The sequence below is a fragment of the Bradyrhizobium prioriisuperbiae genome, assembly GCF_032397745.1.
Taxonomy (GTDB): Bacteria; Pseudomonadota; Alphaproteobacteria; order Rhizobiales; family Xanthobacteraceae; genus Bradyrhizobium_A; species Bradyrhizobium_A prioriisuperbiae.
The window spans coordinates 4,932,646-4,947,601 of the sequence record NZ_CP135921.1; the positions used below are offsets into that span (position 1 = coordinate 4,932,646).

Sequence of the window (14,956 nt, forward strand, 5' to 3'; positions counted from 1 at the left end):
GCAAAATCAGCCGCTTGTCGTTTTGCGCGTCAGCTCACCTCAAATGCCATCCGTGTTTGATTTGCATTTGATCGATGCCATGCAGAACTCGTTAGCCGTGGCGGCGCGGTGCTGTGGACGGGTGGTGGTGCGGCCACGCGCGACTTTCGAGGAATGATATGACCGCTGTGCGAAGGAAAGGTGCTGCACCGTGGATATTTTCGGCCTCGATATCTTCAACATCGTGTTCGGGACACTCGGAGCGATGTGCCTTGTGAAGCTCGCGATGCTGTTCAGCTGCGCGTTTCTGTTCAACTGCTGACGACCGCCGAGGCCGGCGTGACGCCAGTGCGCATGGTTGCCGCAATGCGCGGCACGCCGGTCGTTCGGCGCCATTATTTTCCAAGGCGGCAAAAATACACGGCGGTGTCTGCGGCTGCGGCTCCGGTTACAGTTTGTAACTGTGTCTGCCGAATCCTTGCCGCGGTTCATCTCACGGCCGTCACGCGATGCAAAATGCATCAGCAATGCATTTCCGATCATGCGTGGTGAGCCTGCTGGTCATGCACCGACAACGTCGATCGACGAGTGAAGAGCAGAGTCATGACAATCAACGCCCATGCGTGGCAGCGAACCTGACAGGAGCAAACAATGGCCGTCTACAACAAGTTCGACATCTTCGTCGAAAATCTCGCCGAAAAGGTGCACAACCTGCAAAGCGATACACTCAAGATCATGCTGGTGAACAGCTTGGCGCCGGTGTCCACCAATTCGGTCAAGGCCGATCTGACCGAGATCGCGGCGGGTAATGGCTATCCGGCCGGTGGTCTGCAAGTCGCACAATCCGTATCGGCGCAGACCAGCGGCACCTACAAGCTCGTGGTGTCGGACGCGACGTTTACCGCGACGACAGCGTCGTTCGGGCCGTTCCAGTATGCGGTGCTCTACAACGATACGCCGACGAGCCCGCTGAAGCCGCTGATCGCATGGTGGAACTACGGCACCGCGATCACCATCACCGCAGGCAACAGCTTCACGGTCGACCTCGACCAGGCGGGCGGCGTGTTTACGCTGGCTTAGCATCGCGCGGGCGTTCGCTGTCCGCGGCATCGTTGGCGCTTATCCGCAACGATTCATTACTCACGAAAGGAGAAGTCTCATGCGCGTCCTCTATGGTTTGCTCAATGCGCCGCCGAGCGCGGTTCGGTGGCCTGACGACGTTCGGGGGCAACTTGCCCCTGCGGTGGGGTCATCCGACGACATCCGCGGCGGGCCGAACGGTTATCCGCCGCCGTTCGGGTTCGTGCCGGTGGGCGCGACACGGTTGATCAATCGGGACGGGGGGCGTTCGATATGGGCCGGGCCTACCAATGGCAACTGGGGTGGGAAATACTGGAGCGGCGGACAATACGCGCCTCCGGGCCGGCCGAATGGGTCGCTGCCCCCGGTCGACAGCGGGGACGAAAGCTATATGCGGCATGATCTCTGTTACGATGCAGCGGGCAGCGATCCCCAAAAAATCCGCGCATGCGATAAAGTTCTTATCGACGAACTGAATGCGTTACCGAGGTCGCCGAAAGATTGGCCGAGGCCGCCGCAGCCTGGCACGGAAGATGAAACGGAACAGTTTCGCGGCTGGGCAAAAGGGTGGTTCGGCTCGTGACGTAGAATGACGCGTCCGCCTGACGTTAGCTGCGTCATGTTGACATGATTCGTGATTTGTTCCAGCATTCTGACGCAAGCACGTTCATCCGTCAGTTCAGCGCGGAGATTGTCCGAGGTGGCTCTACACAAGAGTGAATTGCGTCAGCCCGCCAACAGGCGCCTCTGGGTGCTCTGCCTTATTTTCATCGTCTGGTCCATTTTGGGTTTGAATCAGCTGGGCGAGTTCTGGATTCCGAAAACGAAATGGTGGGGCCTGCTTGTCTACATTCTCGTGCACATCGGACTCGTCGGAATAATTTTGCGAACAGCCGGCTTGCGACTTTGGTCAGCCGGTTTATGTCTGCTCGGACTTTTGATCGGGGGATGGACTGTTTGGCCGACTTTCTGGGCTTTTACAGCCTGGCACTGGGGCGGGTTCGTCTGATATCGCCGCGTGGAATCCGGCTTTGAGTCGGCATCGCGACGATATTCGGGCGTCAACACTGAGCGTCCAAATTCAATCGCCGCGATGATGCTTGCATAGCCATCGACGGCAGCATCTCGCAATTTTATCTCACCCGAAACGACCGGCACCGGCGGCGTGTTCACGCTGAAGGAAGGAGAACCCATGTCGAATACCCTAGCTCCGCTCCGCCTGCCGACGTCGCCGGCCGATCCACTGATCGTCTGGTGGGATGTCGGCACGTCAATCACCGTTACGGCCGGCAACGGCTTCGTTGTCGACCTGGATCAGGCCGACGGCATTTTTTCGCTGACCTGATGTTCGGATTCGACGCGTTCGGGCGGCTGGCGTTTGGGCAGTTCGCGCCGGCCTATCTCTCGCCGATCGTCGGCTTTCATCAGTTCAATGAGGACCTGGCGGAAGGCGTTCACAATCTCTCGTCGGACAGCCTGCGGCTGATGCTGTCGAACACGGCGCCGCTCCTGAACGCGAAAGTGAAGGCCGAGATTGCGGAGATAGCCGCTGGCAATGGGTATCCGCTTGGCGGTCTGACGTTGCCGGGGATCAACGCGTTTGCGCGGGGGATCTATACGCTGACGTGGTCGGACGTGTCATTGCAGGCCGCAGGCGGCTCGATCGGGCCGTTCCGATACGCCGTGATTTACAACGCGACGACGCCGGCCGGCAGTTTGATCGGATTCTGGGATTATGGCGCGCCCATGTCCCTCACCGAAGGCGCGCGGTTCGCGCTGTTTCTCAGCCATGCGTCATTCGCACTGGTTTAACGAGGTATCACGATGGCCAAAACTCAGGACTTGCTGAGGCAGCGCTTTGCGGAGGCTTGCGGCGAGCGCGACGCGATTATCGATGCTGCCGCGCCACTGCGCCGGCAGCGCGACGACATCCTGGCCAAGGCGCAGGCACAGGCCGGGAAGGCCGAGCCGTTGACGCAACGGATTCGGGACCTGGAGGGGCCGCTGTACGAGCTGCATAATGAAATTGCGACCCTCTCGCGCGCACTCGGCGGCAAGACCGCGAAGGATGCTGTCTGATGGTCGGATTTCTCAATGTCTGCCGTTTCAACGTCACCGCCGGTGGCCTGACCGACTGGACGGTGTCCTCCGCGGTGACGGGCTATCAGGCGCCGTCTTCGGCCGGCGCCACCAATGGGACCGTCTATGCCTACCGCGCCGAGAGTGCTGACCTGACGCAATGGGAAATCGGCGTCGGCGCCTACGCGACGGGAACGGGCGTGCTCGCGCGCACGACGGTCCGGGCGTCATCGACTGGAAGCAAGGTCAATTTCAGTGCGGCGCCTCAGGTGGCGATCGTGGGGCTTGCAGAGGAGGTGGCGAACCTGTCGGCGCAGAATCTCTTCACCGATGCAACGAATGCCAGCTCGACCACCGCGGGTGGTGCGCTCAACGTCGCCGGCGGCATTGCGTCGAACGGCCTGAGCTATCTGAAAAACCTTGTTGTCGGCACGACGGCACGCGATCCACTTAGCGCATCGTTTCAAATGGACAACCAAGTACTTCACATCGGCGCAGGGCCAACTTACTCGGTCAAGGCCGCTACCGGAGGAACAGATCAAAAATTCTGGGATATGACATGTGCCCCGACCAACATCTCATACCGCGCTTTGAACGATAGTTATTCCGCCGCTTCTACCTGGATGGCGGTCAACCGAGGTAGTGGATACACGATCAGTAACGTTGTGTTCCCACCAATAGTTGCGATTACGAATGGGACGGCAACAACCAATACGACAACTGGCGCACTTCAAGTTTCGGGAGGTGTCGGCATACAGGGGTCTGTTAATGTAGGTGGGTATGTCAACGCCAGCAGCGATGTATTCGGCCAACATTTGGTGGCGATGGGTTCGCCTGTTGCTGGTTGGCATTGGAATGCTGGCGCGGCGACGGGTGTTTCTATCGCAAATGGATCGAGCGCCGTACTACCTGCAGGAACGGGGCTGTACATAATTCGTATTGGCGAGGCTATCGTGAGCGCAGTGATTATCCTTGTAGGTGGTGGATCAAGCGCCGTCGGCCTGCAAATTGGGACCATATGGGTCACCGCTACAACAACTCCCGGTGCTGGTAATTGCTCAGTCGCATTTGATGGGAGCACCTACAGAATCTACAATAACTACGGCTCAACTCAGACGTTTCATGTCACCAATATCTGCTGTTACGGTGGCAACTAATTAGAAAGTCCTAGAGCCATTTCCGTTCCGATAGAATCGGAACGGAGCTCTAGCATTTTGTTTTGGCGCGTTTTCTTAACGCGAACCGGTATCCACTTCGCTGGAAAACGCTCTAATCGCTAGGAGAAGGTCCATGGCAATTGAGATTGGCACCGAAACGGTCGCCGTCACCACGCAGGAGCGGACTTGGCGCATCAACATCGAAACGCCGTGTGAAGTGGTTCCGACCGTCACGGTCTTTCGGGAGGTCGTGAAGTCGGATCCGAACGGCGTCGTCATTTCGAAGGCGCAGGGCATTTTGGTCACTCGTCAGGCAGATGCCGTCGCTGGTGACAGCTTTTCGGCCGACGGCGTCTCGGTGACCGGCGCGCAATTGACCGCACTGATTGCGCTGGCTGTCGATCAGTGGCGACAAGAGGATATTGCGGCGGCGGCTGCCTGATGTTCGGCTTTGACGCCATCGGCCGCTCTGCCTTTGGGCAGATCACGCGCGCCGGACCGTCGTACGTTTCGCTGTTTGGATCTCGCGGCAGCTACACAATCGTCGGCAATGCGGCTGCCTTCAGCGGCACACTCACGCTTGGGTCGGCGGCGTATACGATCGGTGGGAATGCCGTCGGGCTAAAATCAACCTTATCGGCGACCCCGGGCGTTTATGTCGTTTCGGGTGGAATGTCGCTGCTTCCTGGGCGAATGGCGGCGGCAAGCGGCGGCTACATGCTCGGCGGTCAGTCGGTCGGCTTCAAGTCGAACTTTCCGGCGCTGACCGGCGCGTATGTGCTGACCGGGACGATGGTTTCGTTGCGGGATTATCTGGCGGCATCTGCCGGCGCCTATAACCGATCCTTCGGGGGCACGCGTGCCGGACTTGTCGCGCCGTTTGCCGGCGGCGCCTATGTGCTGACGCTTGGCGATTATGTTCTGACCCGCACCGGCGGCGACTACGACCAGGTTTACGGCGGCATCGGGCACTATCTCGAGGAACTGGAGCGGCTGCGACAGCTTGCGGCGATCACGCGGCCGACGCCGCGGCCGGTCGTGCGCGAGATGCGTCCGCACTTGCGGCCGCTTCCCCCGCTGCCGTTGCCGCAGGCACTGCGGCCCATGGCTGCGAGTGCGCCACCCGATGGGCAGACCGCTCATCTTCAGAACATGGCTGCGCAGCGTCTCACGGACTATGTCGCGCAACAGCAGGCCACGATCGCCAGGCGGCGGCGGCAGGAGGCCGAGATCCTGCTGCTGGTGAGCTAGCAGAGCTCTCCATCACATCGTGACGACAAGAAAAATCAGCGCGGCGATGCATGCGCCGATACCCGTCGCAATGATCGCGATCAAAGCCTTGTTCATTTGAATCCCCGCATGGCCGGGGATAACCGGCGGCGAACAAGAATGTTCCGCCTGACATCATCACCCCATTCCCGACTCTGATCGGGTTCGCGCCGCGCGGCGTTACGCGCGGTCTGTCGTCAGCAGGTCTGACGGGAATACTCCACATGACTGACATCGATCCGATCGGCGCGTCCCTGACGCCGGCCGAGGCGAACTATTTCGAAACCGGCGGCGCCACCGAGATCCCAGCCGACGAAACCGCCGGCGCGGCGCACGGCGACGCCGACCAGGACGGGCAGGCGCGTTCCGACGACGGCCAACACAATGGCGGCGATGCGCCGAAGCCGGAAAAGATGGTGGCGCTCGCGGCGCTGCATGAGGAACGCAGCCGCCGCAAGGAGATCGACCGGCAGAACCGCGAGTTGCAGCAGCAGGTGGCGGAGATGCGCGGCAAGTTCGCGGTGATCGATCGCCTCACCACGCCGCCGCCGGCTCCGCGGCCGACGGTCGAGAGCGACATCTTCGGCGTGGTGAAAACCACGACCGCGACTGTGGACGACATCAAGCGGCGGCTCGATACGGCCGACCGCGAGAGGCATGAGACAGCGATCCGCGATGACTTCGTGCGAGCCTATCAGGTCGACGCGGCGCAGTTCGAGGCCGCAACGCCGGATTTCAAGGCGGCGTATGATCATCTGCTGGCGAGCCGCGCGCAGGAATTGGTCGCGCTTGGTTACGACAGCCCGCAGGCGGTGCACCAGGCGCTGCTCGCCGACGAATTCGCGGTGGCGCAGATGGCGCTGGCGTCTCGGCGCAGCCCGGCCGAGGTGATCTACAACCTCGCGCGCCAGCGCGGCTATGTGAAGGGCGCCGGCGGCCGCGACCGCCTCGACACCATCAGCCGCGGCCAGCAGGCCAACAAGAGTTTCGCCGCGACCGGCGGCGGCAGCGGCGGCGCGGAGATGACCGCGGAGGCGCTGCTGAAGATGCCGATGGACGAGTTCGAAGCCTGGTGCAGCAAGAATCCGCAGCGGGCGAAGCGGATCATGGGTGGGTAGCGCGTCGCCTGCCCGCGAGTTTTTGACCACTCCAACTCACTTTGCATTCCGCAAACGCGACCCAACCGGGGTGGCGTCGGCTTGCGATGAGCAATTTTCCAATTCGAGAACCAGAAGAGAAATACGATGGCCTATCGTTTTGACGACAAGACTTACAATCGCATGCCCTTCGGCACGCCGGCACCGTTTGGTTTCGGAGGCGGTGTTCTCCCATTGCCGCGCGTCCAGGTTGGTGATGATCTCGGTCGCGCTAGGGCCGAATTCCCAGAATTGGCGACCGGGTTCGGCTTCGGCCGTTCGACATCCTCTGAACCGACGTGGGAAGTAGCCTCAAGCGATGATCCAACCTACCCTTATTATCCGCGGCCCGGATATGCACCTCCAATCCCGGACATCTTCGCACCTTGGAAAAGGGGAGCCGAGCGCAGCCTGACAGACCTATGGAATTATCTATTTCGAGACGGATATCGGCCTGGTGGGGGTGGAGATCGCAATGGGCCGGAGTGCGAGGAGGAGTGGAGAGAGGCACGACGATATTGCATAGACCAACTCTCCAAGGAGAATCCGGCCCGGGGGCCAACTGGTGGCGCTCGAGATATCGAGAATTGCGCCAGAGGCCTGGTCAGCGAACGTTGCGGCGGTAACCCATACGTACAGGATCCGAAGAGGCGGTATTGAGAGGGACGTTCTTTGGGCAATTCCTCAAGCCCATACCAGTCGAATGATAATGGCTTCGCTCGAATTCGATTAGCGGACAACAGCGGTCGTCATCGGGAAGATGTCTCATGAATATGAAAACAAAGCATCAAGACGACGCCTCTCATTCTTTCCATGATTGAACGCTCGATTATCCGTCTTGACTCTCTCAAGATAGTGTTCTTATTTTGTTCTTGTGTTGAACGGTGAGAATGAAGCTAGTTCACGTCAGCGCATATGGGATGATAGTCACGCGCGGCAGATTCTGCGAAATTTCCGTCGCCCCTGCAGAGGCTTTCACTTGAAGAGAATTCCTCCAGCCCATCTTGATCGCATGATCATGGCTTCGCTCAGATCCAATTGGCGGAAAACAGCGTTCATTATCCTGAAGGTGCTTTACGAATGTGAGCACAAAAGAATCAAGACGACGCCTGAGGAAATTTACGATCGCATCTTGTTCTTAAAGCGGCTGAGAAAAATCGACTCTGAGGGGATGCTGCCAAGATGGCGCTACAGCGAGATTCGTTTGTTGCCGAAGAGCGCGTGAGCCGGCGCGAGTGCTATCGTCCCCGCGTTCGTGCGATACCGAATTGTTTGACGGTAACGCAAATGCGCTCGATCGGATCGCTATGACTGACGAGTTCTTCGAACTGCATGCATTCCTGGAACGCGATGGAGAGCTGAAGCCTTTGTATTTGCGCATTTCACCTGCGTCGCTTTCTTCGGATCAGATCAGCTATTCCAGCTGCATACACGCGCCTTTGCTTTTCACCAAGGATACAAACATCCATGGTTTTGATGCCGATCAGGCGCGATCCCTTGCGGCTCAGTTCGTCAAGAATTTCCTCGGTGAGGAAAGGGTTATCGATGACAAGGGGCGGCCTATCGATTGGTGAGATTTCATGTGTGGCGAGGAGTCCGTAGGGCGGATTAGTCTTACTGCGTCATGATTTTTCTGCGCGTGGGTGATGCTGCGACGGCGCCGCAACAAGGGCATCGTATGATTGTTTTGCTGAGGGCCCGGCTCAACCGCACGCGCATGGTTGCGATCGAGTTCGGGACGTGGCGTTCAGGCCGCAAGGGCAGATCCTCTGGGTCGATAATTGTCGGGTAAGGGAGGGACCTGGACTGGCGCGGCGGAACAAGTTTCTGAGGGGGGAATCGTCGCCTGTTCGGCGATCAGGAAGCCGTAGGCCGCGATGCACAGGGTTGCGTGATGATGGAAGCCACGCCAGCCGCGCCCCTCGTAGTGACCGAGCCCGACCTCCTGCTTGAGCTCCTGATAGTCGCGCTCGATGCGCCAGCGCAGCTTGGCCAGATTGACGAGCTGCGTGAAGCTGACGTTCTCCGGCAGCGTGGCGAGCCAGTATTTGGTCGGCTCTGCTTCGCCCTCCGGCCATTCGATCAGCAGCCACTCCGGCGACAGCTTCTCGGGGATCAGTTTGTTGTACCCGACGCGGACACGCACCCGCGCAAAGCGCGAGGATAGCTGGTCGGCCGAGCCTTCCCGCCACGCCACCGTGCGCCAGGCCTGCTTCGGGAGACTGAGTGCCACTTTTTTGGCCGAGACCAGTTCGGGCTCGTCGCGGCGGCCGGTGTTGTTCATCGGCTTGTCCATCCGCCGCGGGCCGCTGCCAGGGGCCCACATCAAGATGGTCGGCACGATGCCGACCACGTAAGGCAAGCCCAATTCTGTCATGCCGGCACGCAGCCGCGCGTCCCTGCCGTAGGCCGCATCCATCAGCGCGACGCCGCGTGGCAGACTGCTCTCGCAGGCCCAGCGGATTTGCTCCAGCGCGATCTGCGGCTTAGTCTTGAACTTGATCTGCTTCGGCACGCCTGCCTTCTTCCGCCGGGCACGATCCTTCGTCCAGGCTTCCGGCAAGTACAGCCGATAGGCCACCGGAAGGCTGGCGGCATGATTGGCGATCGAGAGCGACACCGCCACCTGGCAATTGGCCTGCTTGCCGAGCTGCCCGCAATATTGGTGGTGCACGCCGACCGAATGCTTGCCTTGCTTGGGGAACGAGGTGTCGTCGATGATCCACGCCTCGATCGGCCCGCTCTTCTCGATCGCCGGCAGCACCAAATCGCGCACCTTGGTCAGCACGTCCTCGTCCGACCAGGCCGCGTTGGCGACAAAATGCAGCAACGACTGATGCTGTGCCGCCGTGCGCGCTGGAGCCGTCCGCGCCGCCATCGGCTCCACGCTCTTGCGTTCCCCAGGCAGCATCAGGCCCGTGCAATAGTCGCGCAGCGGTCTCGTCCGCTCCACGTGACCGATCACGCTTCCAAGACCGGCTACATACTCCGCAAACCGCGTTTCGCTATCCCCACCCTGATCGAGATTCATCCGGCCCTCCGCGCGCCAAATATTGAATCTCCTCAATTACTTGATTCTCAGCCTCAATGACTGCGACCGTCTGACTCAGTACGATTAGCGAAGCGTAGTCCGCCGAGTCACATCAGATCCGCTCATGGTGGATTACGCCTTCGCTCATATAGACCGGTTAAGCAAAACAAGCGGCTCACTCATCGACGATCAGTCCGTACGCGCGGCGCATTTCTATTTGCGTGACGACGATTGCTTTGCGAATAGCATTCATTGGATCGTCGCCCGGTTCGTACCCTCCGATAATCCAACCGGCTCTTTCGTCCGGAATCACCGTCACACTGACAAGACCTGTGCAGCCTGACACTTTCCTGACTCTCTCCAATGCGATGCGCTCCAGGTCGTTGGCGGTCACAAATTCTTTGGCCATCTGAACGCTCCCGGTCCAGCCCATGGGGCAGATTGGACTGTAGCTCGCAGGGCGAATTAGCAAAGTGTAATCCGCCAGGTCGCATTATGTGCGAGTGCAGCAGGCCCGGTCGCTCGCCTGACAATCGTCCCCGACGCCCCTGAGCCGGCCGTCAAAACGGTGACGTTGCGCCCGCCGCGATCGGGCGAAACGGCTCCCGAACCTCCTTAATTGCGCCCCGATGTTCCGCTGCCTTGAGATGCCGGAGCGCCCCTTTTCGCCATGTAGCCGCAAGGTTGCAGGGGTATGGGGATACGACATTCTCAGAGAGAGGCCTGTGCGGATCCTGCTGGTGGAAGACGAGGCGCGGATGGCGGCGGCGCTGACCACTGCGCTCAGGAAATACGATATGGTGGTGGACCGGGCGGCGTCGCTGAGCGAGGCGCAAGCCGTGATCACCGAGGGCGGGCACGACGCCATCCTGCTCGACCGTCATCTGCCTGATGGCGACGGCCTGTCGCTGGTGGCGCAGTTGCGCGCGCGTGCCGTGGCCACGCCCATCATCATCCTCACCGCCAAGGGTGAGCTTTCGGAGCGGATCGCAGGGCTCGACGGCGGCGCCGATGATTATCTGGCCAAACCCTTTGCGGTCGACGAGCTGCTGGCGCGGCTGCGCGCGGTGCTGCGCCGCCCCGCCGACCTGCGCTCGCGCGTGATGCGGCTGGGCCGGCTTGGCTTCGATCTCGGCAACAGCGAGGCCGATGTCGAGGGGCGGCCGCTGGACCTGCCGCGGCGCGAGCGCCTGGTGCTCGAAACCCTGATGCGGCGGATGGGGCGCACGGTGGTGCGTGCCGCACTGGAGGCCGCGGTGTATGCCCTCGATGAGGCGGTGCAGCCCAACACCCTCGACACCCATGTGTCGCGGCTGCGGCGCAAGCTCGCGGAGGCGGATGCCGGCGTGCAGATCCACAGCATTCGCGGCGTCGGCTACCTGCTGCGGTGCGTGTCGTGACATCTGCGCCAAGCGACGCGCGTCATGAGATGCAGGACATGACATGTCTGCCACTGTGACTTGCGCGCCCACCGACTCGCTGAAGTCCGGCCTGGTGCGCCGCCTGGTGCCGCTGCAGGGCGGCCTGCTTGCGGTGTTCGCGCTGATTATCGTGACCTCGCTCTGGTTCACCGGCTTCATCCTGCACCAGCGCGACGAAGACCGGGTGATCCATGTGCTGCAGGATGCGCTGACGCGCGATGCGAGCGGCCATCTGGCGCTGCGTCCGACGCGGTATCTCGACGACCTGCGCGAAGACAATCCGAACCTCTGGTTCCAGATCCGCGATGGTGGCGGGCAGACGCTGACCGAAGGCATTGTGCCGCCGCAGTTCGCGGGCCTCGGGCCCGCCCTGGACGGCATCGGCCAGGCGAAGCTGGGCTTCGATCAGGGACACAGCAAATACAAGGGCAAGGACAGCCATTTCAGCGCGCGTTTGAAACGCGTCAACACCGCGGCGGGCGAGGTGCAGATCATAGCGACCTCGGATGTCACGCTCTCGGACCTGACATCATGGCTGCAACTGGCCCTGGCCTTTCTCGCATTGACGCTGCCGGGGCTGGTGCTGATGACGCTGGCGACCAAGGTGGCGACACCGATGGTGGTGCGCCGCGCGCTCGCCGGCCTTGCGGATGCGGCGCAGCGCGCCCGCGAGATCGACATCGACAAGCGCGGCACCCGGCTGCCGGTGACGGCGATCCCCGGCGAGGTGACGCCGCTGGTGGATGCGGTCAATGATGCGCTGGGCCGGCTCGACGAAGGGTATGAGCGGCACAAGCGTTTCCTGACCGATGCGGCCCATGAGCTGCGCACGCCGATCGCCATCCTGACCACGAGCCTGGAGTCGCTGCCCGACGAAGGCACCGACAAGACGCAGCTGCTGCAGGACGCGGCGCGGCTGGCGAACCTGATGGAGCAATTGCTCGATTTGCAGCGGCTCGACCAGCGCATCGCCAGGCTCTCCACCGTCGATCTGGTGGCGATCTGCGCGCGGGTGACGGCGGATCTCGCGCCGATGGCGATAGCAGCGGGCTATGACATCTCGCTGTTGCCCGAGACCGACCGGATCGAGGCCTGGGGGGATGAGAGCTCGCTCGAGCGCGCCGTGGTCAACCTGGTGCAGAACGCGATCCAGCATGGCGGCCGGCGCGGCATCATCGTGGTGGCGGTGCACTGGCCGGCGATCATCGAGGTGATCGACCAGGGGCCGGGCATCCCGCCGTCCCAGCGCGAGCAGGTGTTCGAGGCGTTTCACCGGGTGCGGCCGCTCGACCGCGGCGCCGGGCTCGGCCTCAACCTGGTGCGAGAAATCGTCCGGCTGCACCAGGGCGAGGTGGAGATCGGCGAAGGTCCCGGCGGCGGCACCCGCGTGCGCGTCACGCTGGCGCCGATCGCGGTGCCGTATCTCGCGGCGGGGTAGGGTGCCGGAATCGTAGCCCGGATGAGCAAAGCGACATCCGGGTTGGATCTGTCGTACTGGCCCCGGATATCGCTCCGCTCATCCGGGCTACGCTCGGGCTTTGTACATTCGGCTCATGACATCGCGTGCGCTTACCCGCGGCGATGATGGCGATGATGATGACGATGCCTTTGATGGTGCCGCGGCATGGCATTATACGCCCGCAGCGGTTCGGCCTGCAGCGCCGGGTTCAGCCGGCAATCGCCGACGGTGCCGGACAGGGCGGCCATGCACTGCCCATAGGTTGAATACATGCAGTCGTGATTGCCTAGGCGGCACCAGGGATAATCTTGCGCCGCGGCGGACGTGATCGATGCGAGCAGGCCGGCGGTGGCGGCGATGATGAGCGCGGTGCGCATGGCGGACTCCCGAGGCTCGATGCGTGAAGACTTGATGCGTATCATTGGTCAACACCGATGGTGCGCCCGATGTCCGCGCACGGCATCTGAACTTTTCGTCATCGATGGATGCGGCGCGCGCGGCGTCCGCAAAACCGCAATGTTGACGTAAGGAGGCGGCGGCACAGTGCGCGCATTCCGGTGCCGGCGGATCGATTCACCGCCGGTGACGGACACGACGGTTTTCCGGAGCACCGATGTCGCACGATTTCAGATCGTTTGTCCTGTCCTGGCTGTCCAGCCCGCGCCGCGTCGGCGCCATCGCGCCCTCGGGCGAGGCGCTGGCCGAGCTGATCACCCGCGAGATCGGGCCCGCGTCGGGGCCGGTGATCGAGCTCGGCCCGGGCACCGGGGTGTTCACCTACAAGATCCTCGAGAGGGGCGTCCGGCAGCAGGACCTGACGCTGGTCGAATACGGTTCGGAGTTCGTCAGGGTGTTGCAGCTGCGCTTTCCCGGCGCGCGGGTGTTGTGGATGGATGCCTCGCGCCTCGGCACCACACCGATCCTGAAGGAGGGCACGGCCGGCGCCGTGATCAGCGGCCTGCCGCTGCTGACGATGTCGCCGCGCAAGGTGCACGCCATTCTCGGCGGCGCCTTTCGCCATTTGCGCAAGGACGGCGCATTCTACCAGTTCACTTACGGACCGCGCTGTCCAATCCCGCGGCCGCTGCTCGATCGGCTCGGGCTGAAGGCCACGCTGCTCGACCGCACCCTGCAGAACCTGCCGCCGGCGGCAGTCTACCGGCTGACCCGGCGCTCGCCATCCCGGTTTGCCGCCAATACTGTTCGAGAATTGGGCGCTCAACCCGGCGTTGAGGGGTGGACCACGGCGACGGACCAGGAGGGGCCCCGGGAGGCGAGGGCGGAGGCCGAGGCGGTGTGAGAATGGCGGGCATTGCCGCGTCTATTCGCGCCAGGGTGGTGTTTCGGCTCGCCGACCGGCATCCGTGTACCGCTGGGGCCGGCTACAGTGCGGCGGCACCGGCATGGCTTTCCGAGTGTCCATGGATCCCGCGGGTCCACCCTGTGGACAACGGGGATAGTAACTCCCGATCAAGAAACCGCCATCATGGATACAGGTTCTTCCCTTCAGGTGAGAACCCAAGATGCAGAAATTCAGCTTCGACCTGACCGACCTGACCTCCTTCGAAAAGCCCGCTGGCGAGTTCTGGCTCAAGCCGAACGGCGCGGTGCGGCGAGGGAAGGCTTTGGCCGCGCGTCTCGCCAAGGGCATGCCGCCGGCGATGCTGGCCGGACTGTGCATTGTCGCGTTCGACTCCGGCGGCAACCTCGCCGCCGTGGTGCCGCTGGCGACGGTGCATTGAGGCCGATGATCTCGCGCCTGTGTTGAGCGCAGCCGGCCGCACCCGGACCAGGGTGCCCGGATTGCCGTCGCCCGACGGGCGACGTCTCCCACGGAAACCAATATCCATATCGCAGGAAAATACTTTAAGCTTCGCACCGCCCACGCAACCTGGACGGACGATGAGCGCGCTTCTTATCCTGATCGCCTTTCTTCCGATGGGGATTGCAGCCCATCAGTTCTGGTCAGCGATCGAGCAGGTTAAACCCACATTGCCGATCCAGTTCAGAGACAATCGCCTCGCGCGAATCGCAATCGATACCCATGTCTGGAACTCGTCTGTCCCTGCATCGGCGCGCTGGCGGTATCTGAGATCTCTGCTCGGCATGAGTTTGGGCTTTGGTTTGATTGCGCTGGCGGAGCTTGTCGCCGGCCAGCTCGTTCCCACACTGCTGTTCGCAGGTCTCTTCCTGCTGGCGCTTGTTCAATTCCTGAGACGGCGGATCAAGTACAGCGCGCTGCTCTAACAAGTATTTCCGTATTGTGATTGGACGCCGGCGCAAGTCCGTTTCCGCTTCACTCGAAGCGTGAACCCCGCGTGGCGTCGTCCGCGAAATCAGCTTCA

19 protein-coding genes are annotated in these 14,956 nt (G+C 61.9%); 15 read left to right on the forward strand and 4 right to left on the reverse strand.

Going from position 1 to position 14,956, the window contains the following annotated elements; all coding sequences use genetic code 11:
• Positions 1-39 precede the first annotated feature (39 nt).
• Entirely contained in the window at positions 40-522 is a 483-nt protein-coding gene (locus RS897_RS23345; protein WP_315831090.1) for a hypothetical protein, read from the reverse strand.
• A 108-nt stretch (positions 523-630) separates the two neighbouring features.
• Between RS897_RS23345 and RS897_RS23350 the strand changes: the two genes are divergently transcribed.
• From RS897_RS23350 to RS897_RS23395, 10 genes are all read left to right on the forward strand, one after another.
• On the forward strand, positions 631-1,059 hold the full coding sequence (locus tag RS897_RS23350; protein WP_315831091.1) for a hypothetical protein: 429 nt from the start codon (positions 631-633) through the stop codon (positions 1,057-1,059).
• Between the two features lie 79 nt (positions 1,060-1,138).
• Entirely contained in the window at positions 1,139-1,642 is a 504-nt protein-coding gene (locus RS897_RS23355) for a hypothetical protein (RefSeq protein ID WP_315831092.1), read from the forward strand.
• Between the two features lie 609 nt (positions 1,643-2,251).
• The gene (locus RS897_RS23360) at positions 2,252-2,404 is read left to right on the forward strand and encodes a hypothetical protein (RefSeq protein ID WP_315831093.1); all 153 of its coding nucleotides are present in this window, start codon (positions 2,252-2,254) and stop codon (positions 2,402-2,404) included.
• Positions 2,404-2,871 (forward strand): hypothetical protein, encoded by a 468-nt coding sequence (locus RS897_RS23365; RefSeq protein WP_315831094.1) that lies wholly within the window; start codon positions 2,404-2,406, stop codon positions 2,869-2,871. Before RS897_RS23360 ends, RS897_RS23365 begins: the two co-directional genes overlap by 1 nt.
• A 12-nt stretch (positions 2,872-2,883) precedes the next feature.
• A complete protein-coding gene (locus RS897_RS23370; RefSeq protein WP_315831095.1) occupies positions 2,884-3,138 on the forward strand; it encodes a hypothetical protein in 255 nt (84 codons plus the stop codon).
• Complete coding sequence (locus RS897_RS23375; RefSeq protein ID WP_315831096.1) at positions 3,138-4,295, forward strand: hypothetical protein; 1,158 nt, start codon at positions 3,138-3,140, stop codon at positions 4,293-4,295. Before RS897_RS23370 ends, RS897_RS23375 begins: the two co-directional genes overlap by 1 nt.
• Positions 4,296-4,428: 133 nt before the next feature.
• The gene (locus RS897_RS23380; protein ID WP_315831097.1) at positions 4,429-4,737 is read left to right on the forward strand and encodes a hypothetical protein; all 309 of its coding nucleotides are present in this window, start codon (positions 4,429-4,431) and stop codon (positions 4,735-4,737) included.
• Positions 4,737-5,546, forward strand: a complete 810-nt coding sequence (locus RS897_RS23385; RefSeq protein ID WP_315831098.1) for a hypothetical protein — start codon at positions 4,737-4,739, stop codon at positions 5,544-5,546. The genes RS897_RS23380 and RS897_RS23385 overlap by 1 nt, the downstream gene beginning before the upstream one ends.
• Positions 5,547-5,788: 242 nt before the next feature.
• Positions 5,789-6,682, forward strand: a complete 894-nt coding sequence (locus RS897_RS23390) for a hypothetical protein (RefSeq protein ID WP_315831099.1) — start codon at positions 5,789-5,791, stop codon at positions 6,680-6,682.
• Between the two features lie 1,325 nt (positions 6,683-8,007).
• Positions 8,008-8,274 carry a hypothetical protein gene (locus RS897_RS23395; RefSeq protein WP_315831100.1) on the forward strand — a complete coding sequence of 89 codons (267 nt, stop codon included), beginning with the start codon at positions 8,008-8,010 and terminating at the stop codon, positions 8,272-8,274.
• Positions 8,275-8,447: 173 nt separating this feature from the next.
• On the opposite strand, the gene RS897_RS23400 is transcribed toward RS897_RS23395, so the two are convergent.
• Both RS897_RS23400 and RS897_RS23405 read right to left on the reverse strand, forming a co-directional pair.
• Positions 8,448-9,731, reverse strand: coding sequence for an IS701 family transposase (locus RS897_RS23400; protein WP_315831101.1), 1,284 nt, complete (start codon positions 9,729-9,731; stop codon positions 8,448-8,450).
• Between the two features lie 175 nt (positions 9,732-9,906).
• Positions 9,907-10,140, reverse strand: coding sequence for a hypothetical protein (locus RS897_RS23405; protein WP_315831102.1), 234 nt, complete (start codon positions 10,138-10,140; stop codon positions 9,907-9,909).
• Positions 10,141-10,456: 316 nt separating this feature from the next.
• Between RS897_RS23405 and RS897_RS23410 the strand changes: the two genes are divergently transcribed.
• Positions 10,457-11,131, forward strand: coding sequence for a response regulator transcription factor (locus RS897_RS23410; protein ID WP_315831103.1), 675 nt, complete (start codon positions 10,457-10,459; stop codon positions 11,129-11,131).
• A 43-nt stretch (positions 11,132-11,174) separates the two neighbouring features.
• Positions 11,175-12,590, forward strand: a complete 1,416-nt coding sequence (locus RS897_RS23415; RefSeq protein WP_315831104.1) for a sensor histidine kinase — start codon at positions 11,175-11,177, stop codon at positions 12,588-12,590.
• A gap of 131 nt (positions 12,591-12,721) precedes the next feature.
• Here RS897_RS23415 and RS897_RS23420 read toward each other — a convergent pair whose 3' ends face one another.
• Positions 12,722-12,988, reverse strand: coding sequence for a DUF3551 domain-containing protein (locus RS897_RS23420; RefSeq protein ID WP_315831105.1), 267 nt, complete (start codon positions 12,986-12,988; stop codon positions 12,722-12,724).
• 236 nt (positions 12,989-13,224) lie between these two features.
• On the opposite strand from RS897_RS23420, the gene RS897_RS23425 reads away from it, so the two are divergent.
• The 3 genes from RS897_RS23425 to RS897_RS23435 all read left to right on the forward strand — a co-directional run bounded on the left by RS897_RS23425 (position 13,225) and on the right by RS897_RS23435 (position 14,858).
• Positions 13,225-13,911 (forward strand): class I SAM-dependent methyltransferase, encoded by a 687-nt coding sequence (locus tag RS897_RS23425; RefSeq protein WP_315831106.1) that lies wholly within the window; start codon positions 13,225-13,227, stop codon positions 13,909-13,911.
• Between the two features lie 223 nt (positions 13,912-14,134).
• The gene (locus RS897_RS23430) at positions 14,135-14,353 is read left to right on the forward strand and encodes a hypothetical protein (RefSeq protein WP_315831107.1); all 219 of its coding nucleotides are present in this window, start codon (positions 14,135-14,137) and stop codon (positions 14,351-14,353) included.
• A 160-nt stretch (positions 14,354-14,513) separates the two neighbouring features.
• Positions 14,514-14,858 (forward strand): hypothetical protein, encoded by a 345-nt coding sequence (locus RS897_RS23435; protein ID WP_315831108.1) that lies wholly within the window; start codon positions 14,514-14,516, stop codon positions 14,856-14,858.
• Positions 14,859-14,956: the final 98 nt, after the last annotated feature.